Origin of the sequence: Streptomyces flavotricini (genome assembly GCF_020639365.1) — a bacterium.
GTDB classification, from domain to species: domain Bacteria; phylum Actinomycetota; class Actinomycetes; order Streptomycetales; family Streptomycetaceae; genus Streptomyces; species Streptomyces flavotricini.
Genome location: NZ_JAINUL010000001.1, coordinates 4,175,751 through 4,201,994 on the forward strand (window position 1 = coordinate 4,175,751; position 26,244 = coordinate 4,201,994).

The 26,244-nt window shown below is 72.6% G+C and carries 25 protein-coding genes and 1 rRNA gene; 8 read left to right on the plus strand and 18 right to left on the minus strand.

The window, feature by feature from the left end; translation table 11 throughout:
* Window positions 1-55: 55 nt before the first annotated feature.
* From K7B10_RS18815 to rrf, 7 genes are all read right to left on the minus strand, one after another.
* Window positions 56-154, minus strand: a complete 99-nt coding sequence (locus K7B10_RS18815; RefSeq protein ID WP_003948845.1) for a 30S ribosomal protein bS22 — start codon at window positions 152-154, stop codon at window positions 56-58.
* 140 nt (window positions 155-294) lie between these two features.
* Window positions 295-504 carry a helix-turn-helix domain-containing protein gene (locus tag K7B10_RS18820; protein ID WP_158708561.1) on the minus strand — a complete coding sequence of 70 codons (210 nt, stop codon included), beginning with the start codon at window positions 502-504 and terminating at the stop codon, window positions 295-297.
* A 113-nt stretch (window positions 505-617) separates the two neighbouring features.
* On the minus strand, window positions 618-1,448 hold the full coding sequence (locus K7B10_RS18825) for a phosphatase (protein WP_229337339.1): 831 nt from the start codon (window positions 1,446-1,448) through the stop codon (window positions 618-620).
* Between the two features lie 91 nt (window positions 1,449-1,539).
* Window positions 1,540-2,688, minus strand: coding sequence for an acetoin utilization protein AcuC (locus tag K7B10_RS18830; RefSeq protein ID WP_229345197.1), 1,149 nt, complete (start codon window positions 2,686-2,688; stop codon window positions 1,540-1,542).
* Window positions 2,660-3,889: an MFS transporter gene (locus tag K7B10_RS18835; RefSeq protein ID WP_229337341.1), complete on the minus strand. Its 1,230-nt coding sequence runs from the start codon at window positions 3,887-3,889 to the stop codon at window positions 2,660-2,662. Before K7B10_RS18835 ends, K7B10_RS18830 begins: the two co-directional genes overlap by 29 nt.
* A gap of 43 nt (window positions 3,890-3,932) precedes the next feature.
* Window positions 3,933-4,586, minus strand: coding sequence for an HAD family hydrolase (locus K7B10_RS18840; RefSeq protein ID WP_229337343.1), 654 nt, complete (start codon window positions 4,584-4,586; stop codon window positions 3,933-3,935).
* 80 nt (window positions 4,587-4,666) lie between these two features.
* A 5S ribosomal RNA gene (gene rrf, locus K7B10_RS18845) occupies window positions 4,667-4,783 on the minus strand.
* Window positions 4,784-5,642: 859 nt separating this feature from the next.
* On the opposite strand from rrf, the gene trpS reads away from it, so the two are divergent.
* Window positions 5,643-6,641, plus strand: a complete 999-nt coding sequence (gene trpS, locus K7B10_RS18850; RefSeq protein ID WP_229337345.1) for a tryptophan--tRNA ligase — start codon at window positions 5,643-5,645, stop codon at window positions 6,639-6,641.
* 60 nt (window positions 6,642-6,701) lie between these two features.
* Here trpS and proC read toward each other — a convergent pair whose 3' ends face one another.
* The 5 genes from proC to K7B10_RS18875 form a co-directional block, all read right to left on the minus strand.
* Window positions 6,702-7,511 carry a pyrroline-5-carboxylate reductase gene (gene proC, locus K7B10_RS18855; protein WP_229337347.1) on the minus strand — a complete coding sequence of 270 codons (810 nt, stop codon included), beginning with the start codon at window positions 7,509-7,511 and terminating at the stop codon, window positions 6,702-6,704.
* A 121-nt stretch (window positions 7,512-7,632) separates the two neighbouring features.
* The gene (locus K7B10_RS18860) at window positions 7,633-8,370 is read right to left on the minus strand and encodes an ABC transporter permease (protein WP_229337349.1); all 738 of its coding nucleotides are present in this window, start codon (window positions 8,368-8,370) and stop codon (window positions 7,633-7,635) included.
* The gene (locus K7B10_RS18865; RefSeq protein WP_229337351.1) at window positions 8,367-9,179 is read right to left on the minus strand and encodes an ABC transporter ATP-binding protein; all 813 of its coding nucleotides are present in this window, start codon (window positions 9,177-9,179) and stop codon (window positions 8,367-8,369) included. Before K7B10_RS18865 ends, K7B10_RS18860 begins: the two co-directional genes overlap by 4 nt.
* A 57-nt stretch (window positions 9,180-9,236) precedes the next feature.
* Window positions 9,237-9,782: a hypothetical protein gene (locus K7B10_RS18870; RefSeq protein ID WP_372481432.1), complete on the minus strand. Its 546-nt coding sequence runs from the start codon at window positions 9,780-9,782 to the stop codon at window positions 9,237-9,239.
* Window positions 9,783-9,883: 101 nt separating this feature from the next.
* Window positions 9,884-10,186 (minus strand): SH3 domain-containing protein, encoded by a 303-nt coding sequence (locus K7B10_RS18875; RefSeq protein WP_229337353.1) that lies wholly within the window; start codon window positions 10,184-10,186, stop codon window positions 9,884-9,886.
* 108 nt (window positions 10,187-10,294) lie between these two features.
* On the opposite strand from K7B10_RS18875, the gene K7B10_RS18880 reads away from it, so the two are divergent.
* Window positions 10,295-12,478: a serine/threonine-protein kinase gene (locus K7B10_RS18880; RefSeq protein WP_229337356.1), complete on the plus strand. Its 2,184-nt coding sequence runs from the start codon at window positions 10,295-10,297 to the stop codon at window positions 12,476-12,478.
* 172 nt (window positions 12,479-12,650) lie between these two features.
* Here K7B10_RS18880 and ilvD read toward each other — a convergent pair whose 3' ends face one another.
* From ilvD to K7B10_RS18900, 4 genes are all read right to left on the minus strand, one after another.
* Window positions 12,651-14,504 carry a dihydroxy-acid dehydratase gene (gene ilvD / locus K7B10_RS18885; protein ID WP_030867837.1) on the minus strand — a complete coding sequence of 618 codons (1,854 nt, stop codon included), beginning with the start codon at window positions 14,502-14,504 and terminating at the stop codon, window positions 12,651-12,653.
* A 157-nt stretch (window positions 14,505-14,661) separates the two neighbouring features.
* The gene (locus K7B10_RS18890; RefSeq protein WP_229337358.1) at window positions 14,662-15,279 is read right to left on the minus strand and encodes a TetR/AcrR family transcriptional regulator; all 618 of its coding nucleotides are present in this window, start codon (window positions 15,277-15,279) and stop codon (window positions 14,662-14,664) included.
* Entirely contained in the window at window positions 15,276-16,112 is an 837-nt protein-coding gene (locus K7B10_RS18895) for a sugar phosphate isomerase/epimerase family protein (RefSeq protein WP_229337360.1), read from the minus strand. Before K7B10_RS18895 ends, K7B10_RS18890 begins: the two co-directional genes overlap by 4 nt.
* Window positions 16,113-16,198: 86 nt before the next feature.
* The gene (locus tag K7B10_RS18900; RefSeq protein WP_229337362.1) at window positions 16,199-17,128 is read right to left on the minus strand and encodes a Ppx/GppA family phosphatase; all 930 of its coding nucleotides are present in this window, start codon (window positions 17,126-17,128) and stop codon (window positions 16,199-16,201) included.
* A gap of 63 nt (window positions 17,129-17,191) precedes the next feature.
* Here K7B10_RS18900 and K7B10_RS18905 point away from each other — a divergent pair, with 63 nt between their 5' ends.
* A complete protein-coding gene (locus K7B10_RS18905; RefSeq protein WP_229337364.1) occupies window positions 17,192-18,031 on the plus strand; it encodes a DUF3109 family protein in 840 nt (279 codons plus the stop codon).
* Between the two features lie 20 nt (window positions 18,032-18,051).
* Here K7B10_RS18905 and K7B10_RS18910 read toward each other — a convergent pair whose 3' ends face one another.
* Window positions 18,052-19,869 (minus strand): BACON domain-containing protein, encoded by a 1,818-nt coding sequence (locus tag K7B10_RS18910; RefSeq protein WP_229337366.1) that lies wholly within the window; start codon window positions 19,867-19,869, stop codon window positions 18,052-18,054.
* Window positions 19,870-20,089: 220 nt separating this feature from the next.
* On the opposite strand from K7B10_RS18910, the gene radA reads away from it, so the two are divergent.
* On the plus strand, window positions 20,090-21,493 hold the full coding sequence (radA, locus tag K7B10_RS18915; protein ID WP_229337367.1) for a DNA repair protein RadA: 1,404 nt from the start codon (window positions 20,090-20,092) through the stop codon (window positions 21,491-21,493).
* Between the two features lie 152 nt (window positions 21,494-21,645).
* Entirely contained in the window at window positions 21,646-22,770 is a 1,125-nt protein-coding gene (gene disA / locus K7B10_RS18920; protein WP_229337370.1) for a DNA integrity scanning diadenylate cyclase DisA, read from the plus strand.
* 138 nt (window positions 22,771-22,908) lie between these two features.
* On the opposite strand, the gene K7B10_RS18925 is transcribed toward disA, so the two are convergent.
* On the minus strand, window positions 22,909-23,703 hold the full coding sequence (locus K7B10_RS18925) for a hypothetical protein (RefSeq protein ID WP_267502142.1): 795 nt from the start codon (window positions 23,701-23,703) through the stop codon (window positions 22,909-22,911).
* 169 nt (window positions 23,704-23,872) lie between these two features.
* Here K7B10_RS18925 and K7B10_RS18930 point away from each other — a divergent pair, with 169 nt between their 5' ends.
* The 3 genes from K7B10_RS18930 (at window position 23,873) to K7B10_RS18940 (ending at window position 26,237) form a co-directional block, all read left to right on the plus strand.
* Window positions 23,873-24,496: a phosphatase PAP2 family protein gene (locus tag K7B10_RS18930; protein WP_229337374.1), complete on the plus strand. Its 624-nt coding sequence runs from the start codon at window positions 23,873-23,875 to the stop codon at window positions 24,494-24,496.
* Between the two features lie 22 nt (window positions 24,497-24,518).
* Entirely contained in the window at window positions 24,519-25,484 is a 966-nt protein-coding gene (locus tag K7B10_RS18935; protein ID WP_229337376.1) for an iron-sulfur binding domain-containing protein, read from the plus strand.
* A 180-nt stretch (window positions 25,485-25,664) separates the two neighbouring features.
* Window positions 25,665-26,237: a SigE family RNA polymerase sigma factor gene (locus tag K7B10_RS18940; RefSeq protein ID WP_229337378.1), complete on the plus strand. Its 573-nt coding sequence runs from the start codon at window positions 25,665-25,667 to the stop codon at window positions 26,235-26,237.
* Window positions 26,238-26,244: the final 7 nt, after the last annotated feature.

The window sequence follows — 26,244 nt, forward strand, 5'->3', positions numbered from 1 at the left end:
AGCCCCTCCACCAAAGTCTGGTGGAGGGGCTGCGGAGAACACGTACAGCTGCCGTTTACTTCTTGTTACGGCGCTGGACGCGGGTGCGCTTGAGCAGCTTGCGGTGCTTCTTCTTAGCCATCCGCTTGCGCCGCTTCTTGATAACAGAGCCCACGACTACCCTCGCTCACTTCTCGGAACATCTCCGCGCTAGCGGAGATCGGTGCGGGGCGTCTGGGCCCACACGACCTACGTCGGCCTAGCCTACCCGCCCGAGCTCCGAGCCCGTAATCCGAGGGACACCGCGGGTCAATCTCAGGCCGACTCCACCCCCACATAGGACTCTCGGAGGTACTCGTGAACCGCGTTTTCGGGGACCCGGAAGGACCGGCCCACCCGGATTGCGGGCAGATGACCGTTATGCACCAGGCGGTACACGGTCATCTTCGACACTCGCATCACCGAGGCAACCTCTGCCACGGTCAGGAACACGACCTCGCTGAGAGGCCTCTCGCCAGCAGCCATGACACACCTTGACCTTCCGCGCATGACGGGCACCGGCTTCCCCTCCGGTTACTCCTCGTCGTCGCACGCTCACTCCCAGAGTAGGGGCGTGTGATACGAGTGGGGAAGAGGAGCTACGGCCACTCCTGCGCACCCGGCAGTCTCGCCCGATCGAGTACATAGCGAATCAGCGGTCTGTAGTAGTCCGCGTGCACCGCGTCATCAAGTGGAACGGCCACCGCCACCCGCCCCTCCGCCTCGCCGACGAAGAGCGCCGGGTCGTCCGTATCCGCCAGCCCGATCGCCTCCACACCCAGCTGACCTGCGCCGCAGACCCACCCGTGATCCCCCACCACCAATTCCGGCAAGGGCCCGCCGGCCTCCGCGAGAGCCCCCAGCGCGATCCGAACCGGCAGAGGTGAATGGGTGTGCACGCCGGTGGCACTCCCCGGCGGCCGCACGCCGGGTTCCCGCACCAACGCGACTCCCCGTACGTAATCGATGCTGTGCCTGCGTACGCCGAACCGGGTCGCCATGTCGACACGTACCCCCTGCGCCGGAGTGAGCACAACACATCCCACCGCCGACAGGGCCCGAGCCAAACTGGCGTAGAACCCCAGGAGACGGTGCGGATGCCCCGTCCCGAACAACACGGGCGACCGCGCCCCGGCCGCCACCCGCAGCCGCTGCGCGAACGCCTCCAGACCCGCCAGCGTCAGCTCCGGATCGATCACGTCCGGCCCGCTGACGTGCGCCGGATCCTCCGAGACCCCGCACTTGCCCGCCATCAGTCTCAGCAGGTCACCCTCGCCCCAGCCCCACTGCGGATCCAGCCCCAGCAGCACCCGCGGATCCCGGGCCGCGAACAACCGGTAGCTGCGCAGGCTCTCCTCCCGCGACGTGGCGACGGGCCCGGCCAACCGGGCGGCCAGCAGATGCGCACGCAGCGCGCCGGTGCTCAACACCCTCCGATGCTGCCGCACACCACCGGGCCGATCATCAATTCCCGGGAACAGCCCCACCGTTGGCGTAACGATGCATCGCCCCGCCCAGGCCTTACGTGAGCAGACCACGCAACGGGAACACCGCGCGCCGCGTCGCCAGAACGGCCTGATCGATCCGGTCGGCCGGATCGTAGCCCGCCTCCCAGTCACGCCACGCCACCGTCCGCCCGTCCGTCATCCGGGCCGGTGCCGGCTGCCGCGTCCGCGCGTACACCTCGTCCCGCCACGCCTGCGGCACCGCCGCCTGCGGATCGACCGGACGGTGCGCCGCGATCCCCACCAGGTGCGTCCACGACCGCGGTACGACGTCCACGACCGCGTACCCGCCGCCGCCCAGGGCCAGCCACCTGCCGCCCGCGTACTCGTGCGCGAGCCGGTGGCAGGCCTCCTGCACCGACCGCTGCGCGTCCAGCGACACCGCCAGGTGCGCCAGCGGATCCTCGAAGTGCGTGTCCGCCCCGTGCTGGGTCACCAGCACCTGTGGCCGGAACTCCTCCAACAGCTCGGGCACCGTCGCGTGGAAGGCCCGCAGCCACCCCTCGTCCCCGGTGCCGGCCGGCAGCGCCACGTTCACCGCGGCACCCTGCGCGGCGGGCCCGCCCGTCTCCTCCGGCCAGCCGGTCTGCGGGAACAGCGAGCGCGGATGCTCGTGCAGCGAGATCGTCAGCACGCGCGGGTCGTCCCAGAACACCGTCTGGACCCCGTCCCCGTGGTGCACGTCCACATCCACGTACGCGACCCGCTCGGCCCCCAGCTCCAGCAGCCGCGCGATCGCGAGCGCCGCGTCGTTGTAGACGCAGAACCCGGCCGCCCCGCCCGGCATCGCGTGGTGCAGCCCGCCCGCGAAGTTCACCGCGTGCTGGGCCTCCCCGTGCCAGACCGCCTCCGCCGCCGCCACCGACTGCCCCGCGATCAGCGCCGAGGCCTCGTGCATCCCGTGGAAGGCCGGATCGTCCATCGTCCCCAGGCCGTACGATCCGTCGGCCGCCCCCGGGTCCGCGGACACCTCGCGCACCGCGGCCACGTAGTCCTCCCGGTGGACCAGCCGCAGCGTCGAGTCACCGGCCGCGCGGGCCGCCCGTACCTCCATCTCCCGGTCCAGCCCGAAGGCGCGCACCAGGCCCATGGTCAGCGCCAGGCGCACCGGGTCCATCGGATGGCTCGGTCCGAAGTCATACCTCGTTACCGCCTCGTCCCACATCAACAGCCCGGTCACCGGCTCGCCGCTCATGCCCGACACCGTATCGGGCGCCCTCCGCACCGAACGAGCGGGCTTGGAAGAGTGTCACGAGGACCAGCGCCATCGGCACGAGCATCGCGCCCCGGTAGCTCCAGGCGTCCCCGATCCCGCCCACGAGCGGCGATCCGATCAGGAATCCCACGTAGTTGAAGATGTTCAGCCGCGCGATGGCGGTGTCGGAGGCACCCGGGAAGAGCCGGCCCGCCGCGGCGAAGGTCTGGGGCACGATCACGCACAGCCCGATCCCCAGCAGAGTGAACCCGAGCATCCCCGTCCACGCCCCGGGCGCGGCCGCCACCACCGCGAACCCGCCGGCCGCGACCACCGTCCCGATCCGCACGACGGTCACCGCTCCGAAGCGCCGCACGCCCAGGTCCCCGACGGCCCGCCCGATCAACGTGGTCACCATGTAGACGTTGTACGGAACCGTCGCCAGCTGCTCCGAGCTCCCCAGCACGTCTTGGAGGTACTTGGCGCTCCAGTTCGAGACGGTCGAATCCCCGATGTACGCACACGCCATCACCAGGCACAGCGGCAGCAGCAGCCGGAACCCCCCGGCCCCGAGCCCCTTCTCGGTGGCGGCCTGGTCCTCGGCGTCCTGCCGGTCGACGTAGAACCGGGACCCGTGGAACGCGAGCGGCAGCAGCACGACCACGGCCGGCAGGTACGAGGTGAACAGCGACAGGTGCCAGTGCGCCCCGGCCCACGCCGCGGACGCCCCGACGATCCCGCCCAGGCTGTACGCGGCGTGGAAGCCGAGCATGATGCTGCGCCCGTACGCCCGCTGCAGGCTCACCCCGAGCATGTTCATCGAGGCGTCGAGCGCACCGACGGACAGCCCGAACGCCCCCAGCGCCAGCGCCGCGTGCCACATCTGCGTACCGGCACCGACACCCAGCAGGGCGAGCAGGACGAGCGGCTGCGCCCACCGCAGTACGGTGGCGGCCCCGACCCGCTTCACGAGGTGCTCGGTGGCGACGCTGGAGGCCCCGGCGAGGATCGGCACGGCGGCGAGGAAGGCGGGCAGCAGCCCGTCGGATATCCCGTACCGGTCCTGGATGGCGGGGATCCGCGTCACGAGGAGGGCGAAGGTCACGCCCTGCACGAAGAAACTGAACCCCAGGGACCCGCGCCCACGGCGGAGCCGCACATCAGCTGTCATGGCGGCACAGCGTAGGCCCGCGGGCTACCCGTGGGTAGAGAGATCACGCAGGGAGTTCCAGAAGGCCCGTCAGCTCCTTCATCTCCCCGAACAGACCGGTGGCCCCGGCCAGCCGCTCGGCGGGCGTCATCGCGGTGAACCCGTACACGTCCATCCCGGCGGAGACGGCGGCCCGCACCCCGAGCGGACTGTCCTCGATCACCACGCACCGCGCGGGTTCGACGCCCATGGACCGGGCCGCGTGCAGGAACAGATCGGGAGCCGGCTTCCCCTTCCCCACGTCCTGGGAACTGAAGATCCACTCTTCTTCGAACCACCCGTCGAGTCCGGCCGCCCGGTGTCCGACCCGGATCCGCTCGTGACTCCCGGAGGAGGCCAGGCAGTACGGCACCCCGTGGGCGGTCAGTGCCCCGAGTACGTCGACGGCGCCGGTGACCGGTGACAGTTCCCGCTCGAACGCGGCGAAGGTCCGCGCGTGCAGGGTCGCGTCGAACTCGGCCGGCAACCGCTCCCCGGTCCGGTCGAGCACGAGGTCGTGCACCCGGTGCACCGCGGCACCCATGTAGTCGCGGATCGAGTCCTCGTACGAGGTGGGATGCCCCAACTCGGTGAGGTACGCGGCGAGGATCGTGTTGGCGACCGGCTCACTGTCCACCAGAACGCCGTCGTTGTCGAAGATGACGAGGTCGTAGCCCATGGCTCCGACCCTACGCAAAAAATGCCCGTAAACGCAGAAAAGCCCCGCACCATAAGGTGCGGGGCTTTCCCACAATGATTGTTCGGCGGCGTCCTACTCTCCCACAGGGTCCCCCCTGCAGTACCATCGGCGCTGAAAGGCTTAGCTTCCGGGTTCGGAATGTAACCGGGCGTTTCCCTAACGCTATGACCACCGAAACACTATGAAATTTGAACGCTGGCATGAACACAGCTGTTCGTTATTTCAGAACTAACACAGTGGACGCGAGCAACTGAGGACAAGCCCTCGGCCTATTAGTACCAGTCAGCTCCACCCGTTACCGGGCTTCCACATCTGGATCCACCGAAGTGGACGGGGTATCAACTTCTGGCGTTGATTTTTGGCACGCTGTTGAGTTCTCAAGGAACGGACGCTTCCTTTGTACTCACCCTCTCGGGCTTTCCTCCGGGCTTTCGTTCTTGCGTTTCCGACTCTATCAGAGTCAGTTCCGCTTGCTTTCCAGGTTCTTCGCTTTCGCGTTTTCCCTTTCCGGCGATTCCGACTCTATCAGATCCTTTCGGGCCTGACTCCCAGTCAGCGGGTTTCGCTGCTCGGGCTGTTGGGCCCTTGCGGCGAGTGAGACAGTAGCGGATTCCTTGCCCCCGAACCTAATCGGCGGCCGCGTCCTCGGACACGGATTCCTCATTCGCAAATACGCATGAAAACGAGACGACACAGTGCGTCGTTCGTTCGAATGTGTAGTGCGGGATGACTGTCCGGGGACCGACCGGGGTCGGCGCTCACGTCGGACAACTCGAAGAACCTTACGGACCCCCGACAGGTGTGTCAACCCCGGGACAGGGGCCGCCGGAAGGGCTAGCCTGATCCCCATGACTACGCATGCGCTCACGTCCAGCCTTCGCTGGTGGGCCGCCTGACGGCGGCCGACCTTCCACGCGAGCACGCATGCGCTCACGGCCGCCGCTTACGGCGGCCGTTTCTGTTTCTCCCTCCCGGGAGTGGCTCGGTCGCCCGACGCGGCGGTCCCGACACCAGCCACGAACAGGGAGACAGGACATGACGAGGATCTTCAGCGGGATCAAGCCGACCGGGCACCTGACGCTGGGGAACTACTTGGGGGCCCTCCGGCAGTGGGTCGCCGCCGACCAGCGGCCGGACGAGGCGCTGTTCTGCGTCGTGGACCTCCACGCACTGACCGTCGAGCACGATCCCGCGCGGGTCCGCCGGCTCAGCAGGCAGGTGGCGACCCTGTTCCTCGCCTCGGGGCTGGACCCGGACAAATGCACCCTGTTCATGCAGAGCCACGTCGACGAGCACACCCGGCTCTCGTACCTGCTGGAGTGCACCGCCACCGACGGCGAGATGCGGCGGATGATCCAGTACAAGGAGAAGTCCGCACGGGCGCAGGCATCCGGGGAGGGCGTACGGCTGTCGTTGCTGACGTACCCCGTGCTGATGGCCGCCGACATCCTGGCCTACGGGACCGAGGAGGTCCCCGTGGGTGAGGACCAGCGGCAGCACGTGGAGCTGGCCCGGGATCTGGCGGTGCGGTTCAACCAGCGGTACGGGCAGACGTTCACGGTGCCGAAGGCGACGCTGCCGGACGTGGCCGCGCGGGTCATGGACCTGCAGGAGCCGACGTCGAAGATGGGGAAGTCCGGCGGGCCGGGGCCCGGCGTGGTGTTCATGCTGGACGAGCCCGGGGTGATCCGGAAGAAGGTCATGCGGGCCGTGACCGACAGCGGCGACGGCGGTGTCGTCTACGACCGGGAGGCGCGGCCGGGGGTCGCGAACCTGCTGGACGTGCTGGCCGCCTGCACCGGCGGGGATCCGGCCGCCCTCGCCGAGGGGTACAGCGGGTACGGGGCGCTCAAGCGGGACGTCGCCGACGCGGTGGTGGAGCTGCTGCGGCCGGTGCAGGAGCGGCATGCCGAGCTCGCGGCCGAACCGGCGGCGGTGGAGAAGGTGCTGCGGGTAGGGGCCGGGCGGGCCCGGGACCTGGCGCGGCCGATCGTGGACCGGGCGTACCGGGCCATCGGGCTGCTGGAGCCCTGACCCTCGCGGAGAGGTACGGGCTCCCGCTCGCCGCGGGCCCGTACCTCCCTGCATGCCGTGTCAGCTGTTGCCGGAGGCGAGTTCGCGGCTGCGGTCGCGCGCCGCTTCGAGGGCCGCGATCAGGGCGGCGCGCACGCCGTGCCGTTCGAGCTCGACGATCGCGTTGATGGTGGTGCCGGCCGGGGAGGTGACGGCCTCGCGGAGCTTGACCGGGTGCTCGCCGCTGTCGCGGAGCATCACGGCGGCGCCGATGGCGGCCTGGACGATGAGGTCGTGCGCCTGGGAGCGGGGCAGCCCGAGGAGGATGCCGGCGTCGGTCATCGCCTCGACGAGGAAGTAGAAGTAGGCGGGGCCGGAGCCGGAGAGGGCGGTGGCGGCGTCCTGCTGCGACTCGGGGACGCGCAGGGTCTTGCCGACGCCGCCGAAGATCTCCTCGGTGTGGGCGAGGTGTTCGGCGGTGGCGTGGCTGCCGGCCGAGATGACGGACATGGCCTCGTCGACGAGGGCGGGGGTGTTCGTCATGACGCGGACGACAGGGGTGCCGGAGGCGAGCCGCTCCTCGAAGAAGGAGGTGGGGATGCCCGCGGCGCCGCTGATGACCAGACGGTCGGCGGGGACGTGCGGGGCGAGCTCCTCGAGGAGCTTGCCCATGTCCTGCGGCTTGACGGTGAGGATGAGGGTGTCGGCGCGCTTGGCGGCCTCCGCGTTGGAGACGGCCTCGACCCCGTAGCGGGAGCGGAGCTCCTCGGCGCGTTCGGGACGGCGGGCGGTGACGAGAAGCTTGGAGGCGGGCCAGCCGCCGCGGATCATTCCGCTGAGCAGGGCCTCGCCGATCTTGCCGGTACCGAGGACTGCGACTGTCTGGGTCATGCCCGATCCACCTCGCCGAACTTTTCCGCACGCGTTTCACGCGTGATGCGTTTGCCTCCTCATCCTTTCACCCGTGGGACGAACGGCGAGGTGCTGTCCGCAGTGCGGTCAGACCTGCCGGTCAGGGCGTACGGCGGCGGAGGGTGGCCGCGCCGAGGGCGAGGACGAGCAGGGCGCAGGCGGCGACGATCACGGCGTCGCGGACGAAGTCGGCCGTCATGTCCGTGTGGGTGAGGACCTGGGTCATGCCGTCGACGGCGTACGACATGGGCAGGACGTCCGAGAGGCCTTCGAGGACGGGGTGCATCGTGTCGCGCGCCGCGAACAGGCCGCACAGCAGGAGCTGCGGGAAGATCACGGCCGGCATGAACTGGACGGCCTGGAACTCGGACGCGGCGAAGGCGGAGACGAACAACCCGAGGGCGGTGCCGAGGAGCGCGTCGAGCAGGGCGACGAGCAGGAGCAGCCAGGGCGAGCCGACGGCGTCGAGGCCGAGGAGCCAGAGGGCGAGGCCGGTGGCGAGGAGGGACTGGACGACGGCGACGGCGCCGAAGGCGAGGGCGTAGCCGGCGATGAGGTCGCCCTTGCCCAGCGGCATCGCGAGGAGGCGTTCGAGGGTGCCGGAGGTGCGCTCGCGCAGGGTGGCGATCGAGGTCACCAGGAACATCGTGATGAGCGGGAAGATCCCGAGCAGGGACGCGCCGATGCTGTCGAACGTGCGCGGGTTACCGTCGAAGACGAAGCGCAGCAGCGTCAGCATGAGTACGGGGACCAGCAGCATCAGCGCGATGGAGCGCGGGTCGTGACGCAGCTGGCGCAGGACGCGGGCGGCGGTGGCGGTGGTGCGGGCGGTGCTCATCGGGCGACCTCGGGCTTCGCTTCGGCGTTGGCCTCGTCGACGAGGCGCAGGAAGCCCTCCTCGACGGTGGCGGAGTGCGTACGGGTGCGCAGTGCGTCGGGGGTGTCCTGCGCGAGGATGCGGCCCTCGCGCATGAGGAGCAGGTCGTGGCAGCGCTCGGCCTCGTCCATGACGTGGGAGGAGACGAGGATCGTGGCACCGCGGGTGGCGGCGATGTCGTGGAAGAGGTTCCACAGGTCCCGGCGCAGGACGGGGTCGAGGCCGACGGTGGGCTCGTCGAGTACGAGGAGCTCGGGGGTGCCGAGGAGCGCGACGGCGAGGGAGACGCGGCTGCGCTGGCCGCCGGAGAGGTTTCCGGCGAGGGCGCCGGCGCGGCCGGTGAGGTCCACGTCGGCGATGGCGCGGGTGACGGCGGCGCGGCGGCGGTCGGCGGCGGCGCGGCCGGGGGTGAGGACGGCGGCGAAGTACTCGAGGTTCTGGCGGACGGTGAGGTCGTCGTAGACCGAAGGGGCCTGCGTGACGTAGCCGATGCGGGAGCGGAGTTCGGGGTGGCCGGCGGGGCTGCCCAGGACTTCGAGGGTGCCGGTGACGTGGGCCTGGGTGCCGACGATGGAGCGCATGAGGGTGGACTTGCCGCAGCCGGAGGGTCCGAGGAGGCCGGTGATGCGGCCGCGGGGGACGTCGAAGGCGATGGAGTCGATGACGGTGCGGGGGGTGCGGCCGGTGCCCCGGCGGACGGTGAGCCCTCGGGCGTGCACGGCGGCGGGCGAGGCGGGCTCGGTGGGAGCCGTCTGCGCATTATTCATCATGTGATGAATAATGCTCCTGGCTGTGCCGGGGCGTCAACAGGCGGGGCTCGGGCTTCTCTACTTCTTGCGCTTGGGGCGGCGCGCGGCCGGGTTGCCCGTACGGGCGCTGCGGCGGCGGGCGAACTCGGCGGTGGCGCGCTCGTACTCGGCGCGGCGCAGCTTCTCGCCGGGGGCCTCGAAGAAGCAGCGCAGGAAGTACGCGATGAGGGAGCCGATGAAACCGATCGCCTTCAGGCCCTTGAGGGCGGCCTCGTCGGAGGACGGGGCGGGACGGCGGCTGAAGGAGTCCCAGGTCTTCACGAAGGCGATGGCGCTGGCGATCGCGAAGAGGACGACGACGGAGATGCTGAGGAAGGGGCCGACGTTGCCGATCTCCAGCCCCTCGTAGGAGAGGCGGAGCAGGACGGCCGCAGCGATGGCCGTGATGAGCGAGCCGGCGCCGACGGCGACGCGGCGCAGGGCGTAGCCGCCGTCGTGGTTCACCCAGGTGGTCTCGAAGAACCGGATCGGCTCGGGCTCGGGACCGGCGGCGGCCGCAGGGGCTGCGGGGGCCTGCGCGGCCGGGTCGGCGGGGGTCTGGTCTCGCTGGTCGTCGTCGCTCACACCGGCGATTATCCCCCTCCGCGCCGACCCGGCCGGGGGTGTCTCACGTGGCAGACGGGCGGCCCGCCCGCCCCGATCCGCCGGACACGCCCCGGGGGGTGTCAGCCGCAGCGGTTGGCGACGTAGCCGTCGGCGCCGGTCTTCACGTACGCGTCGGAGACGAAGCGGCCGTTGCCGATGCAGTCCCAGATGTCCGACGTGCCGTACGGACCCGAGACGGTCGTGCCGTCGCACTGGCAGCGGATCGTGACGGTCGCGCCGTACGGCAGGGTGTCGATGACCGAGTAGTTCGTCCCCGGACCGCTGCGGACGTTCACCCGGTAGCCCGGAGCGACCGGAAACGTCTGGAATCCCGAGCCGGCGGCGAGGCTCTGGACTTGGCTGGAATCGTTCTCCACGGACATGTGAAATCTCCCCCCACGGGTGTTGCCGAGCGCAACTCGCGCAGGGTAGCAGGACCCTTGGAGATTCGTACGGCCCATCGACTAGGCTCCGGCGGGGGTGGTTGAGCGGTGCATTCGCTGCGCGCGGACTACGTGGGCTTTCCGGAGTACGCCGGCCAGTACCGGCTGGAATCGGTGCTCGGTTCCGGCGGGATGGGCGTCGTCCATCTGGCCACCTCCGGTTCGGGGCTGAAACTCGCCGTCAAGATCGTGCATGCCGAGCATGCGGTCGATCCGGAGTTCCGGGCCCGCTTCCGGCAGGAGGTCGCCGCCGCGCGGCGGGTCAGCGGGGCGTTCACCGCGCCCGTCGTGGACGCCGATCCGGATGCCGAACGGCCGTGGATGGCCACCCTGTTCATCGACGCCCCGACGCTGGCCGAGCGCGTACGGGAACGGGTGCTGGACCCCGCCGAGCTGGCCCGGCTCGCCGCGGGGCTGGCGGAGGCGCTGCGGGACATCCACCGGGCGGGGGTCGTCCACCGGGACCTGAAGCCCAGCAACGTACTGATGGCCCCGGACGGGGTCCGGGTCATCGACTTCGGCATCTCGCGGCCGGCGGACAGCGATCTGCGGACCGAGACGGGGAAGCTGATCGGGACGCCGCCGTACATGGCGCCGGAGCAGTTCCAGCGGCCGCGGGAGGTGGGGTCGGCCGCGGACGTTTTCGCGCTGGGAGCCGTACTCGTCCACGCGGCGACCGGGCACGGGCCGTTCGACTCCGACAGTCACTACCTGGTGGCGTACCAGGTCGTGCATGCCGAGCCCGACCTGAGCGGGTTGCCGGAGCAGCTCGTACCGCTCGTGGCGCGGTGCCTGGCCAAGGAGCCGGCGGACCGGCCCACCGCGGCGCAGCTGATCGCGGAGATGCGGGCCGTGGCGTACCCGACCTCCGAGGACACCCAGGTGTTCGTGCCGCAGCCGCGGCAGCCGGCCGAGGCGGGATCCACTGCCGCGGCGGGACCGTCTGCCGCGGCGGGACCCGCTGCCGAGGCGACGCACCGGCGGGAGCGGATCGCGGTCACGGCCGGGGCCGGGCACCCCGGCCGGCGGCGGCGCGGGGCGCGGGCTGCTGCGGCGGCGGTCGGGCTGCTGCTGGCGGGCGGGGCCGTGGGCGGGTACCTGCACTTCGGGGCGGGGGCCGGTCCGCCGGAGCAGCCCGGAGCGAAGGCGGATCCGGCGGCGGCCGCGGCTCCGGGGAAGCCGTTCGTACCCTGGGCGGTCCCCCTGGGCGAAGCGGGGGCGGGGGCCGGCGGCCGGACCGGCTCGTGCTCCTGGGGGGAGTCGGCGGCGCTGTACTGCGCGGGGCCGGGAGTGACGGTGGCCCGGCTCGACCCGGCGGACGGGTCGGTGGTGTGGTCGTTGAAGGCGGCCGCCCCGCGGGCGCGGACCGCGGCGGACGGTGCGCCGCTGCACGCGGGCGGGCTGGTGCTCGTGGCCGCGCCGGGCAGCGGGACGCTGCAGGCGCTGGATCCCGGTACGGGCGCCGAGCGCTGGCAGCGGAAACTGCCGGACGGTGCCCGGGCGGTGGCGGCGGGCGGGCAGGTGCTGCTCGTACCGCCGCACGGGAGCGTGACGGCGCTCGACGCGGCGAGCGGGGCCGTGCGGTGGACGAAGCAGATCGGCGGAGTGGGCTCCGTGTGGTGGGGCGGCGGCCCGGCGGTGTACGTGTCGACACCGGACGGCGCCGGCGGGAGCTCGCAGCTGGTGGAGGTGGATCCGGCGAGCGGGGCGGTGCGCTGGCAGCTGCGGACGGCGGGGCGGCTGCGGCCGGTCGGGGCCGCCCAGGGCGGGCTGTACCTGCTGGACGGAGACGCGGACGGCAAGACGGGCGCGGTGGTCCGGGTGGACACGGCGACGCAGGCGGTACGGCGGGTCCGGCTGTCGGCGCCCTTGTTCGACGCGGAGGCGGCGGTGGGCACGGACGGCGCGGTCTACGCCGTCGGGGTCTCGGGCGCGCTGGTCGCGGTGGGCACGGAGCGGGAGCAGTGGCGGCTGGAGACCGGTCTGGCCGTGGCGTCCCGCCCGGTGGCGGCCGACGGCCGGATCCACCTCACGGCGCCGGACGGGCGGCTGCTGGCGGTCGACGCCGGGACCGGCCGGCTGGTGGGCCAGACCCGCCCCCGCCCGGGCGACGGCCGCGCCGGGTTCACGGCCACCCTGCCACCCCCGGTCCCCGCCGCCGGCCGCGTCTACGCCACGTCCCCGGACGGCTCGGTCTTCGCGGTCAGCGCCGCCGACGCGGCGCGCTGGTGACGCCGTACGGCCGCCGGAGCCTCGCCGCCGGCCGGGCCGGCGGGGCCGGATCGAGCCGGCGGGACTGAACCGCGGCGACCCCGCCGGAGTGTTCCGGCGGGGTCCGCGGTGGCTCCCGTACGGTGCGGGCCGCAGGGGCGGGGCCGGGGCCCGGCCCGAGGGGCGGCAGGGGTCAGACGCCCAGCTTCGACACGTCGCGGACCGCGCCCTTGTCGGCGCTCGTCGCCATCGCCGCGTACGCGCGCAGCGCCGCCGAGACCTTGCGTTCGCGGTTCTTCGGGGCGTAGACGCCGCCGAGGGCCGCGTGGCGCGCGGCCAGCGTGGCCTCGTCCACCAGCAGCTCGATCGAGCGGTTCGGGATGTCGATCCGGATGCGGTCGCCGTCCTCGACGACCGCGATGTCGCCGCCCGAGGCCGCCTCAGGGGAGGCGTGGCCGATGGACAGGCCCGAGGTGCCTCCGGAGAAGCGGCCGTCCGTCACGAGCGCGCAGACCTTGCCGAGCCCGCGCCCCTTCAGGAAGGACGTCGGGTAGAGCATCTCCTGCATGCCGGGGCCGCCGCGCGGGCCCTCGTAGCGGATGACGACGACGTCGCCCGCCTTGATCTCCTTGCGGAGGATCTTGTCGACCGCCTCGTCCTGCGATTCGCAGACGACCGCCGGGCCCTCGAAGGTCCAGATCGACTCGTCGACGCCCGCCGTCTTCACGACGCAGCCGTCCACCGCGATGTTGCCGCGCAGGACCGCCAGCCCGCCGTCCTTGGAGTACGCGTGCTGCACCGACCGGATGCAGCCGCCCTCCGCGTCCAGGTCGAGGGTGTCCCAGCGCTCGGACTGGGAGAAGGCGGTGGCGGAGCGCACGCAGCCCGGGGCCGCGTGCCACAGCTCCATGGCCGTCTCGCTCGCCGTGCCGCTGCGCGCGTCCCACTTCGCCAGCCAGTCCTCCAGGTTCTCCGAGTGGACCGTCGTGACGTCCTTGTTCAGGAGTCCGCCGCGGTGCAGCTCGCCGAGGATGGCGGGGATGCCGCCGGCCCGGTGGATGTCCTCCATGTAGTACGTACCGCCGGGCGCCACGTTCGGCGCGACCTTGGCCAGGCACGGGACCCGCCTCGACACCTCGTCGATGTCGGTGAGGTCGTACTCCAGGCCCGCCTCCTGCGCGGCGGCGAGCAGGTGCAGGATCGTGTTCGTCGATCCGCCCATGGCGATGTCGAGGGCCATGGCGTTCTCGAAGGCCTGTCGGGTGGCGATGGAGCGCGGCAGGACCGAGTGGTCGTCCTGCTCGTAGTACCGCTTGGTGATCTCGACGACCGTCCGGCCGGCGTCCTCGTACAGGGCGCGGCGGGCGGTGTGCGTGGCGAGGACCGAGCCGTTGCCGGGGAGCGCGAGCCCGATGGCCTCGGCGAGGCAGTTCATCGAGTTGGCGGTGAACATGCCGCTGCACGACCCGCAGGTCGGACAGGCGTTCTCCTCGATCCGCAGCACGTCCTCGTCGGAGACGTTCTCGTTGGAGGCGTCGACCATGGCGTCGATCAGGTCGAGCTTGCGGACGGTGCCGTCGACGAGGACGGCCTGCCCGGCCTCCATCGGGCCGCCGGACACGAACACGACGGGGATGTTGAGGCGCATGGCGGCCATCAGCATGCCGGGCGTGATCTTGTCGCAGTTGGAGATGCAGATGAGCGCGTCGGCGCAGTGCGCCTCGACCATGTACTCCACGCTGTCCGCGATCAGGTCGCGGGAGGGCAGGGAGTACAGCATGCCGCCGTGCCCCATGGCGATGCCGTCGTCGACCGCGATGGTGTTGAACTCGCGGGGGATCGCGCCGGCGGCGCGGATGGCGTCGGAGACGATCCGGCCGACGGGGGCCAGGTGCGTGTGGCCGGGGACGAACTCGGTGAAGGAGTTGGCGACCGCGATGATCGGCTTCCCGATGTCCGCGCTCGCTACGCCCGACGCACGCATAAGGGCGCGTGCGCCCGCCATGTTGCGGCCGTGGGTGACGGTGCGGGACCTCAGCTCGGGCATCGGGTTCACTCCCCATGGGTGCGGTGGCGTTCGCACGCCGCCGCGACTGTGCATGACTGTGGATATGGCTCGGTTACGAGGCTACGCTCCCGGCCCGCGATACGGACAGGTTGTCCGTATGACGGGACGACAGGCTCACTCCTCGGTCGTTCCCCGGTCATTCCTCGGTGAGATACCGCTGAAGGGTGGGCGCGACCAGGCTGATGATGTCCTCCGGGTCGGCGGACGCGAGGGGCTCCACCTGGACCACGTACCGCAGGAGCGCGATGCCGATCATGTGGGAGGCGGCGAGCTCGGCGCGGAAGGTGGGGTCGGGGACGTCGAGGTCGGCCGCGACCCGCTCCAGGACCCGGCGCAGGACCAGCCGCCGCAGCACCGCGGCCGCGGCCTCGTGGGTGAGGGCGGAGCGGATGACGGCGAGGAGGGGGGCCCGGCTGGCCGGGTTCTCCCAGATGCCCAGGAAATAGCGGGCCAACCGCTCCCCGATGCCCTCGGGGCCCTCCCCCACGATCGCCGGCACGACGAGGGCGGGCTCCATCGTGACCTCGATGGCCGCGGCGAAGAGGTCGTCCTTGCTGCCGAAGTAGTGGTGGACCAGGGCCGGGTCCACGCCGGCGACCTTCGCGACGCCGCGTACGGACGTCTTGTCGTACCCGCGCTCCGCGAACACCTCGCGCGCGGCCAGCCGGATGCGCTCCTGGGTGCCGGGGCCTTCCTCGGCCTCGTCGTGGCGGGGCCGGCCCGGCCCGCGGCGCGGCTTGGCGGGTCCGGTCACGGGCGGGGGGTCCTGACCGGGGCGCCGGCGGGACGGGTCGCGAGGTGCAGGCGGGTGAAGGCCAGGGCCTCGGCGAGGTCGGCCTCGCGCTCGGCGGAGGACATCGCGCGGCGGGTGTTGACCTCGATGACGACGTGCCCGTCGAAGGAGACCCGGGCCAGCCGCTCCAGCAGCTCGGCGCAGGGCTGGGTGCCGCGGCCGGGGACGAGGTGCTCGTCCTTCGCCGAACCGTTCCCGTCGGCGAGGTGCACGTGCGCCAGCCGGTCCCCCATGCGGTCGATCATGGCGGTGGCGTCCGTACGGGCGGTGGCGGTGTGCGAGAGGTCGACGGTGAAATGCCGGTAGTCGTCCTTGGTCACGTCCCACTCGGGGGCGTAGGCGAGCATCTCGCGGTCCCGGTACCGCCACGGGTACATGTTCTCGACGGCGAACCGGACGTCGGTCTCGTCGGCCATCCGCCAGATCCCGGTGACGAAGTCCTTCGCGTACTGCCGCTGCCAGCGGAACGGCGGGTGCACGACGACGGTGGAGGCCCCCAGCCGCTCGGCGGCGGCCTGCGCGCGCTGGAGCTTGGTCCAGGGATCGGTGGACCACACGCGCTGCGTGATCAGCAGACAGGGGGCGTGCACGGCGAGGATCGGCACCTGATGGTGATCGGACAGCCGCCGCAGGGCGTCGACGTCCTGGCTGACCGGATCCGTCCAGACCATCACCTCGACGCCGTCGTACCCGAGGCGCGCGGCGATCTCGAAGGCGGTCGCCGTCGACTCCGGGTAGACGGAGGCGGTGGAAAGGGCGACTTTCGCAGTCGGGATCCGAACGGGTTCTGCCACGGGGACAGGGTACGGGTCACGGCCGGGAAGGACCGTGACGCCGACCACGCCGCCCCCGATACCCGGGCTCCGTCGCCGCAACGCCCTCAGGACGGCAAGTGGTCCAGGCGGCGGAGGATCACGCCCTCCCGCAGGGCCCAGGGGCAGATCTCGAGTTCGTCCACGCCGAAGAGGTCCATCGCGCCCTCCGCGACCAGGGCTCCCGCCAGGAGCTGGGACGCGCGGCCCTCCGAGACGCCCGGGAGGGCGGAGCGCTGGGCGGTGGTCATCGCCGCCAGCCTCGGGACCCACTCCTCCAGGGACTTGCGGGTCAGGTCCCGCTGGACGTACAGGCCGTCCGCCGAGCGGGCCGCGCCCGCGATGCGGGCCAGCTGGCGGAACGTCTTCGATGTCGCCACCACGTGGTCCGGCGCCCCGAAACGACTGAACTCCCGGACCGAACGGGCGATCTGGGCCCGCGCGTGCCGCCGCAGGGCCCGTACGTCCGCCGGGTCCGGCGGGTCGCCCGGCAGCCAGCCCGTGGTGAGGCGGCCCGCGCCCAGCGGCAGCGAGACGGCCGCGTCGGGGTCCTCGTCGATGCCGTACGCGATCTCCAGCGAGCCGCCGCCGATGTCGAGGACCAGCAGCTTGCCCGCGGACCAGCCGAACCAGCGCCGGGCGGCCAGGAACGTCAGCCGCGCCTCGTCCTCACCGCTCAGGATGGGCAGGTCGATCCCGGTCTCGGCCAGCACCCTGGCCAGGACCTCGTCCGCGTTCGTGGCTTCCCGTACGGCGCTGGTCGCGAAGGGGAGGACGTCCTCGCAGCCCTTGTCCTCGGCGGCCTGCGCCGCCTCGCCGATCACCGAGACGAGGCGCTCGACGCCCTCCGGGGTGACCGCTCCGCGCTCGTCGAGCAGCTCCGCCAGCCGCAATTCAACCTTGTGCGAGTGCGCCGGCTGCGGGCGCGCGCCGGGGTGCGCGTCCACCACCAGCAGATGGATCGTGTTCGAACCCACGTCAAGGACACCGAGTCTCATACGAGGAAACGCTACTGTGCGGCTGGAGTACGGGTGAGGTAAGGGGCCCTTAGGCTTGGGTTTGTGCCAAATACGAAGAAGGCCAGCAAGTCCAACAAGCCCGACAAGGCGAAGAAGGCCAAGGCCTCCGCCAAGGCCTCCGCCGCCGCTCGTGACGACGAGAAGGGGCTCGACTTTCCCCGGGCCTGGGTGGAGTTCCCCGATCCCGCCGACGCCGAGCAGGTCTTCCGCTGCGACCTGACCTGGCTGACCTCACGCTGGACGTGCATCTTCGGCAGCGGCTGCCAGGGCATCCAGGCCGGCCGGGCCGACGACGGCTGCTGCACCCTCGGCGCGCACTTCTCGGACGAGGACGACGAGAAGCGGGTCGCCGAGCACGTGGCGCGGCTGACCCCCGAGCTGTGGCAGTTCCACGACGTCGGCAGCGAGACCGGGTGGACGCAGCTCGACGACGACGGGGAGAAGCAGACCCGCCGCTGGGACGGCGCGTGCATCTTCCTCAACCGGCCCGGCTTCCCCGCCGGGGCGGGCTGCTCCCTGCACATCCTGGCGCTCAAGAGCGGTCAGGAGCCGCTGGAGACCAAGCCCGACGTGTGCTGGCAGCTGCCGATCCGCCGGACGTACGAGTGGATCGACCGGCCCGACGACACCCGCGTGCTCCAGGTGTCGATCGGCGAGTACGACCGGCGCGGCTGGGGTCCGGGCGGGCACGACCTGCACTGGTGGTGCACGTCGGCGACGTCCGCGCACGGCGCCGGCGATCCGGTGTACGTGTCGTACCGCGCCGAGCTGACCGAGCTGATGGGCAAGGAGGGGTACGAGGCCCTGGTGCGGCTGTGCGAGGCGCGTCTGTCCTCTCTGCTGCCGATGGCGCCGCACCCCGCCGACCCCGTCACCCCGTAGGACCCGTCACCCCGTAGGCCTCAGGACGGTCCCGGTCCGCTCGGATCCGCCGACGGGCCAACCGTTCCTCCTGGCGCGCTCGCCGTCGCCGTGGGCGTCGGCGTCGGGGTGGGCGTGGGCGTCGGCGCCGGGGTTTCCGTCGGCTTCGGCGTGGGCGTCGGCGTAGGGCTCGGCGTCGGGTCCGCGGACTGCGGCGGGGGCGTGGGCGCCGGACGGCCGCGGCCCTGGATGGAGATCACCGCGCCGCCCGGCTCCACCCCGATCCGGGCGGACCAGGCGCCCACGGGCTGGGCCGCGGTGTCGACGGTGATCCACACGGTGAACGAGGCGCCGGGATCCAGCGTGCCCGCGGACCGGCTCGCCTTCAGCCACGGCGCGTCGGACCAGAGCTGCCAGTCCACCGGCGCCCCGCCCGACGCGGTGAGCGTGAGCATGGTGGTGCCCCCGTGCGAGGAGGCGGCGACGGAGAGCCGCCCGGGGTTCCCCGGCCGGTCGTCGGGGGCGGTGGACTCCCCGGTGCTGATCACCTCGACGAAGACGTCCGAGCCGTCCGGGCCTGAGCCGCCCTGGGCGAAGCCGGGCTCGCCGGTGGTGTGCGCGGTGTTGCCGGCGTTCTCGTACGCGCGCTGCGGGCGGCCGTCCCGGCCCGGGACCGGGAGCTCGGACTCGCTCGCGGAGATCCGGGTCGAGTCCGATCCGACGGGCTCGCCGGTCTCCGGGGCGCCGCGGTACGCCGCCCACAGCGCGAGGACGGGGGCCGCGACGACGGTGGCCACGACGGTGGTGGTCACGGCCCGGGCCCGCAGCCGGTCGCGGCGGGCCGCGCGGTCCCGGGGGTCCATCGGGAAGCCGGTGCGGTCGAAGCGCGGGCCGGGGCGGCGCCCGCGGCGGCCGCCCGAGCGGACCATGGCCGCGCGGACGGCGGTGCGCGGGGCTGGGACCAGCGGGAGGGCGGCGTCGATGCCGCCGGTGCCGGGCCAGGGGGCCGCGGCGTCCACCCGCTCGGCGACGCGGCGGCAGCGCGGGCAGTCGTCGACGTGGCGGACCAGCTCGGCGCGCAGGGTGGTGGACAGCAGCACCTGCCCGTCGCCGTCGCCGGTGAGCCGGGACACGGCGGGGCAGCCGCCGGTCTCGACGACGGCGAGGGCGGCGCGGGTCCGCTCGACCTCGCAGGCGGCGCCGGCCAGCAGCTCCCGGGCGAGGGCGGGGGGCGTGCCGAGCACGGCGGCGAGTTCGGGGACGCCGAGGCGGTGGCGGACGGCGAGTTCGAGGGCCTCGCGCTGCGCGGGCGTGGTCCCGGCGGCCTCGGGCCACGCGAGCCGGGCCAGTTCGGTGCGCCGGTACGCGCTCACGTCGAGGGTGCCGGAACGGTACGCCTCCGGCGCATGCTCGGCGTCCCTGCGCTCCGGCGTGCGCCGTGCGGAATGCGCGCCCTGCCGGGTCCGCCGGTGCTCGGCCAGCCGCCGCAGGCAGGCCCAGCGGGCGAGGGCGTACAGCCAGGCCCGCCGGTCGCCCTCGTCGGGACAGCGGCCGGGGTGGCGCTCGGCGACGGCGAGGACGTCGGCAAGGACGTCGGTGGCGGCGTCGTGGTCGCACAGGACCGACAGGCAGTAGGTGAACAGGCCGTCCAGATACGGCTCGTGCCGGAACGGGGCCGGCAGGGTCGACTGTTCCCGTTCCGGGCTCCCGAGACGTCCGGGACCTGCGAAGCCTTCGGCGCCCTCGGGGTCTTCTTCGCGGCCCTCGGGACGTTCAGGGGGGCCCGCGGGGGGCGTGCGCCCGTGCGCCCGGTGTGCGCCGGTGCGCTGGGCGGGGCTTTCCTGATTGCTGCTGTTCACCCTGGCGAAGGTAGGCCGCGCGCCCGTGACGGCCGTGAAGCCTTCAGCTGTTTTAGCCCTTACGGGTGAACAGATCGAGCGCGTGCTGACCGGGGCCCTGACGCCGGGGCCCGCGCCCGGTGGCCGGGACCCGGTCGCGGCCGGGCCCCGACCCGGCCCGGGGCCCGGCCGCGACCCGGCCCGGAACCCGCTGTCACAGGCTCCGGATACCGTGGGCCGCATGGCTGCCCGTACATCTCGTTCATCCGCCAAGGACCGGCCGTCCTACCGCTGCTCCGAGTGCGGGTACACGACCGCGAAATGGCTCGGTCGGTGCCCCGAGTGCCAGGCGTGGGGCACCGTCGAGGAGATGGGCGGCGCGCCCGCCGTACGGACCACCGCCGCCGGCCGGGTCTCCGCGCCCGCGCTCCCGATCGCGCAGGTCGACGGCCGGACGGCGACCGCCCGCAGCACCGGCGTGGACGAGCTGGACCGGGTCCTCGGCGGCGGGCTCGTACCCGGCGCCGTCGTCCTGCTGGCCGGCGAGCCGGGCGTCGGCAAGTCGACGCTGCTGCTCGACGTCGCGGCGAAGGCGGCGAGCGAAGCGCACCGCACCCTCTACGTCACGGGCGAGGAGTCGGCGAGCCAGGTGCGGCTGCGGGCCGACCGGATCAACGCGCTCAACGACCACCTCTTCCTCGCCGCCGAGACCGATCTGTCCGCCGTACTGGGCCACCTCGACGCCGTACGGCCCTCGCTGCTGATCCTGGACTCCGTACAGACCGTCGCCTCGCCCGAGATCGACGGCGCGCCCGGTGGCATGGCCCAGGTCCGCGAGGTGGCCGGGGCGCTGATCCGCGCCTCCAAGGAGCGCGGCATGGCCACCCTGCTGGTCGGGCACGTCACCAAGGACGGGGCGATCGCCGGCCCCCGCCTGCTGGAGCACCTCGTCGACGTGGTCCTCAGCTTCGAGGGCGACCGGCACGCGCGGCTGCGCCTCGTGCGCGGGGTGAAGAACCGGTACGGCGCCACCGACGAGGTCGGCTGCTTCGAACTGCACGACGAGGGGATCACCGGGCTCGCCGACCCGAGCGGGCTGTTCCTGACCCGGCGCGCGGAGGCCGTCCCCGGGACCTGCCTGACGGTGACCCTGGAGGGCAAGCGCCCGCTGGTCGCCGAGGTGCAGGCGCTGACCGTGGACTCGCAGATCCCCTCGCCCCGGCGGACCACCTCCGGCCTGGAGACCTCGCGCGTCTCGATGATGCTGGCCGTGCTGGAGCAGCGCGGCCGGATCACCGCGCTCGGCAAGCGCGACATCTACTCCGCCACCGTGGGCGGGGTGAAGCTGACCGAGCCGGCCGCGGACCTGGCGATCGCGCTCGCGCTGGCCTCGGCGGCGAGCGACGTCCCGCTGCCGAAGAACCTCGTGGCGATCGGCGAGGTCGGGCTCGCGGGCGAGGTGCGGCGGGTTACGGGCGTACAGCGGCGGCTCGCCGAGGCGCACCGGCTCGGCTTCACGCACGCGCTGGTGCCGGGCGATCCGGGGAAGGTCCCGGCCGGGATGAAGGTGATCGAGGTCGCGGACATGGGCGACGCCCTGCGGGTGCTGCCGCGCGGGCGTTCGCGGGCGGCGGCCAAGGAGTAGCCGCTGGTGGCGGGGGTATGACGGGGCCCGTACGGGGTCCCGCGGGGGCGCACCTGGCCAAGCCACGGCGGGCGCGCAGCGCACGCCGGTAGACTTTGTGCTGGTCCGCCCGGCCGTACGCAGGCGGCGCAACCCGCGACCGGAGGAGTGCAGTGGCAGCCAAGGACGGGGCAGCAGCACCCGGGAAGTCCGGCGCGAGCTCCAAGCACGACGCGCTGATGCGCGCCTCGCTGAGTGCGGTCGCCCCCGGTCAGCCCCTGCGCGACGGGCTGGAGCGGATCGTCCGGGGCAACACCGGCGGCCTGATCGTCCTCGGCATGGACAAGGCCGTCGACGCGATGTGCACGGGCGGTTTCGTCCTGGACGTGGAGTTCACCGCGACCCGGCTGCGCGAGCTGTGCAAGCTCGACGGAGCGCTGATCCTGGACAAGGACCTCACCAAGATCCTGCGGGCCGGCGTCCAGCTGGTGCCGGACGCGTCGATCCCGACGGAGGAGACGGGCACCCGTCACCGCACCGCGGACCGCGTCTCGAAGCAGTGCGGGTTCCCCGTCGTCTCGGTGTCGCAGTCGATGCGGCTGATCGCGCTGTACGTGGACGGGGAGCGCCGGGTCCTGGAGGAGTCCGGGGCGATCCTGTCGCGGGCTAACCAGGCACTGGCCACGCTGGAGCGGTACAAGCTCCGCCTGGACGAGGTCGCCGGGACGCTGTCCGCGCTGGAGATCGAGGACCTGGTCACGGTGCGCGACGTGACGGCGGTCGCGCAGCGGCTGGAAATGGTGCGCCGCATTGCCACGGAAATCGCTGAATACGTGGTCGAGCTGGGCACGGACGGGCGACTGCTGTCACTCCAGCTGGACGAGCTGACGGTCGGGATCGAGCAGGAGCGGGAGCTGGTGATCCGGGACTACGTTCCGGAGCCGACCGCGAAGCGCTCGCGCACGGTCGAGGAGGCGCTGCCGGCACTGGACGCGCTGACGCACCCGGAGCTGCTGGAGCTGGCGATCGTGGCGCGGGCGCTGGGGTACACGGGCTCGCCCGAGACGCTGGACTCCGCGGTGTCCCCGCGCGGGTACCGGCTGCTGGCGAAGGTCCCGCGGCTGCCGGGGGCCATCATCGAGCGGCTGGTCGAGCACTTCGGCGGCCTGCAGAAGCTGCTGGCCGCGAGTGTCGACGACCTCCAGGCCGTGGACGGCGTCGGCGAGGCCCGTGCGCGCAGCGTCCGCGAGGGCCTCTCCCGCCTCGCGGAGTCCTCGATCCTCGAGCGCTACGTCTGACCCTCTCGACGCGGCCCTCGCACCGCTCGGTGCCGGGCGCCTCGCGGGCTTCGGTCCGCTGCGCCGGGCTCCGTCCGGCGGTGGCCGGTCCCTGGCGCGCGCCACCGCCGTCCGCCGCCGGGCCAGGCCCGGCCGGGCTCAGTCCTGCTTCAGGACGAACGAGGTCCGGGCGACCGGCATGCCCGGGGACTTGACCTCCACCACGTACGTGTCGGGGGCCGCGGCGCCCGCCGGAGGAGTCTGGCACTGGTCGGGGGCGCTGAACTTCCTGTCCCATTCCAGCGACTGCTTCGTCTCGCCCTGCGCCGGTACGCGGAAGAACGCGTTGCCCGCGCCGGACGGGCAGTCCGCCGAGGACCAGACCGCCTTGCTGGTGCTGGCCTGAAGGATGGTCAGGACCGCCTGCCTCGGGCCGAGATCGACCTTGCAGGTCGTACCCGACACATTGCGCGCGACGAGTTCGAGGCGCGGCTTCTCGCTCGTCTCGTACTCGTTCTTGACGCTCTTGACCTCCCACTGCAGCCCGCCCGGGGCACAGGTGGGCAGGGGGGAGTCCGCCGGGACCTGGGGCGCGCTGCCGGCCGTACCGCCGCTGCCGCCACCGGGGCCGCCGGGGCCGCCGGAACCGCCGCCCGTAGCGGAACCCGTCCCCGAAGTGCCGCCCGGCTCACCGTTCTTGCCCACGCCGCCGCCCGACTCCGCTCGTCCGCCCGGCGCCTGACTGATCGCCGGACCCGTCCCCGCCGGTCCCGGGGTGATCGACGTGACGGGCTTCGGCCCCTTGTCTCCGCCCTTGCCGTTCGTACTCGACCTGCCGCCGCCGGAACTGACGGTCCATACGGCGAGCAGCGCGAGGAGCGCGACGACGGACGCCAGCACGGCCCTCCGTCGCCAGTAGATGGAGGAGGGGAGCGGCCCGACCGGATTGCGCATAGATCCCACGGACGGAACTTTACGAGAGTCCGCGGCCCGATCCGCGCCCCACATGCCGCGCAACCGGCTTGTTTTGCCGATGATCATCCTGCGGGCGGACCCCCGACCGGCGAGAACCGGCCAAGAGTCCGACGCCGGACTTGATCGGCTTTGGGTACGGTCGGTGAGCATGGACTCCTCCGGCCTCTACCGCGACATCACCCGTTCCGCCCGCTCCGCACCCGCCTGGGTGCAGTCGGCGTTCGAGGTCTGGACGGAGTACGGGCTGCTGCTCTTCGGCCTGCTCTTCATAGCCGTGTGGTGGCGTGCGCGCACCCGGGCGGACCCGCGGGCCGTCGCCCTCGCGGTCGCCGCGCCGCTCGCCACCGCCCTCGCGTACGTCGCCTCCGAGCTCGTGAAGTCCGCCGTGGACGAGGAACGGCCCTGCCGGGCGGTCGCCGGGGCCTCCGCCTCCCTCCTCGCCTGCCCGGCCCCGGGCGACTGGTCGTTCCCCAGCAACCACTCCGCCATCGCCGGCGCCGCCGCCGTCGCGCTGGCCCTCGCCGCACACCGCGCCGGCCGCCTCGCGCTGCTGACCGTCCCGCTCGCGGTGCTGATGGCCTTCTCCCGGGTCTTCGTCGGCGTCCACTACCCCCACGACGTACTGGCCGGCCTGCTGCTCGGCGGGGCGCTCGCCGCGCTCGCCGCCCCCGCCCTGACCGGTCCGATCAGTACGATCACCACCGCCATGCGGGCGAGCGGAGGCCGCGCCGCTGTCTGGTTCACCGGCCCGGGCCCCGCGCGGCGGCCCTGAAACGTGTCAGGATGCCGTTGCCATGACTGCATCCACCAGCCCTTCCCCCGAGACGTCCCCCGACGCGTCCCACGCGCTGCACTCCCCGGTCATCGCCTGGTTCGAGGAGCACGCCCGCGACCTGCCCTGGCGCCGCCCCGAGGCCGGCCCCTGGGGGGTCATGGTCAGCGAGTTCATGCTCCAGCAGACCCCCGTCAGCCGGGTCCTTCCCGTATACGAGCAGTGGCTCGCCCGCTGGCCCCGCCCCGCCGACCTGGCCGCCGAGGCCCCCGGCGAGGCCGTACGGGCCTGGGGGCGGCTCGGCTACCCGCGGCGGGCCCTGCGCCTGCACGGCGCGGCCGTCGCGATAACGGAGCGGCACGCGGGCGACGTACCGCGGGAGCACGCGCAACTGCTCGCGCTGCCCGGGATCGGCGAGTACACGGCGGCGGCCGTCGCCTCCTTCGCGTACGGGCAGCGGCACGCCGTGCTCGACACCAACGTGCGGCGGGTCTTCGCCCGCACCACGACCGGGGTCGAGTACCCGCCGAACGCCACCACCGCGGCCGAGCGGCGCCTGGCCCGGGCCCTGCTCCCCGACGACGAGGCCACGGCGGCCCGCTGGGCGGCGGCCTCGATGGAGCTCGGTGCCCTGGTGTGCACCGCCAAGTCCCCTGACTGCGCCCGCTGCCCGGTGGCCGGGCTGTGCGCGTGGCGCCTCGCCGGGAAGCCGGCCCACGACGGGCCGCCGCGGCGCGGGCAGACGTACGCCGGTACCGACCGGCAGGTGCGCGGCAAGCTCCTCGCGGTGCTGCGGGACGCGGTCGGGCCCGTTCCGCAGGCCGTGCTCGACACGGTCTGGGACGAACCGGTGCAGCGGGCCCGGGCGCTGGACGGCCTGGTCTCCGACGGACTGGTCGAGCCGCTCGCGGCGGGGCTGTACCGGCTGCCGCAGGGCACCCCCACGGGTACCCCCACGAGCCCCTCCGCGAGCACCCCCGCAAGCTGAGCCGGAGATTCCGTTTGTTTCGGCGAAACCCCAGCTCATGGCACTGTTACACAACCTATGGGTGTCCGTGCGTCCACCGAAGGCTGGCCCGCACAGGCCCGTGACAACCCCTCCGTACCTTCGAATCCGTAAGGCGAAGCGCAACGGACGAGCGGTTGCACGGGACGGAGGCGGTCTGAGATGGCGCACGGCGAGGTACTCGGATTCGAGGAGTACGTACGCACTCGGCAGGACGCGCTCCTGCGCAGTGCCCGTCGCCTGGTCCCGGACCCCACTGACGCGCAGGACCTCCTGCAGACCGCCCTGGTGCGCACGTACGGCCGCTGGGACGGCATCGCCGACAAGTCCCTGGCCGACGCCTACATGCGCCGCGTCATGATCAACACCCGTACCGAGTGGTGGCGCGCCCGCAAGCTGGAGGAAGTCCCCACCGAGCAGCTCCCGGACGCCTCCGTCGAGGACGGCACCGACCAGCGCGCCGACCGCGCCCTGCTGATGGACATCCTCAAGGTGCTCGCGCCCAAGCAGCGCAGCGTGGTCGTGCTGCGACACTGGGAGCAGATGAGCACCGAGGAGACCGCCGCCGCGCTCGGCATGTCTGCGGGTACTGTGAAGAGCACCCTGCACCGCGCACTGGCCCGTCTCCGACAGGAACTGGAGAGCCGGGATCTGGACATGCGCGCGCTGGAGCGCGGTGACCACCGCGGTGACCACACCATCCGGTACGAGGGGCGTGAGCGGTGCGCGGCCTGAACGGCCA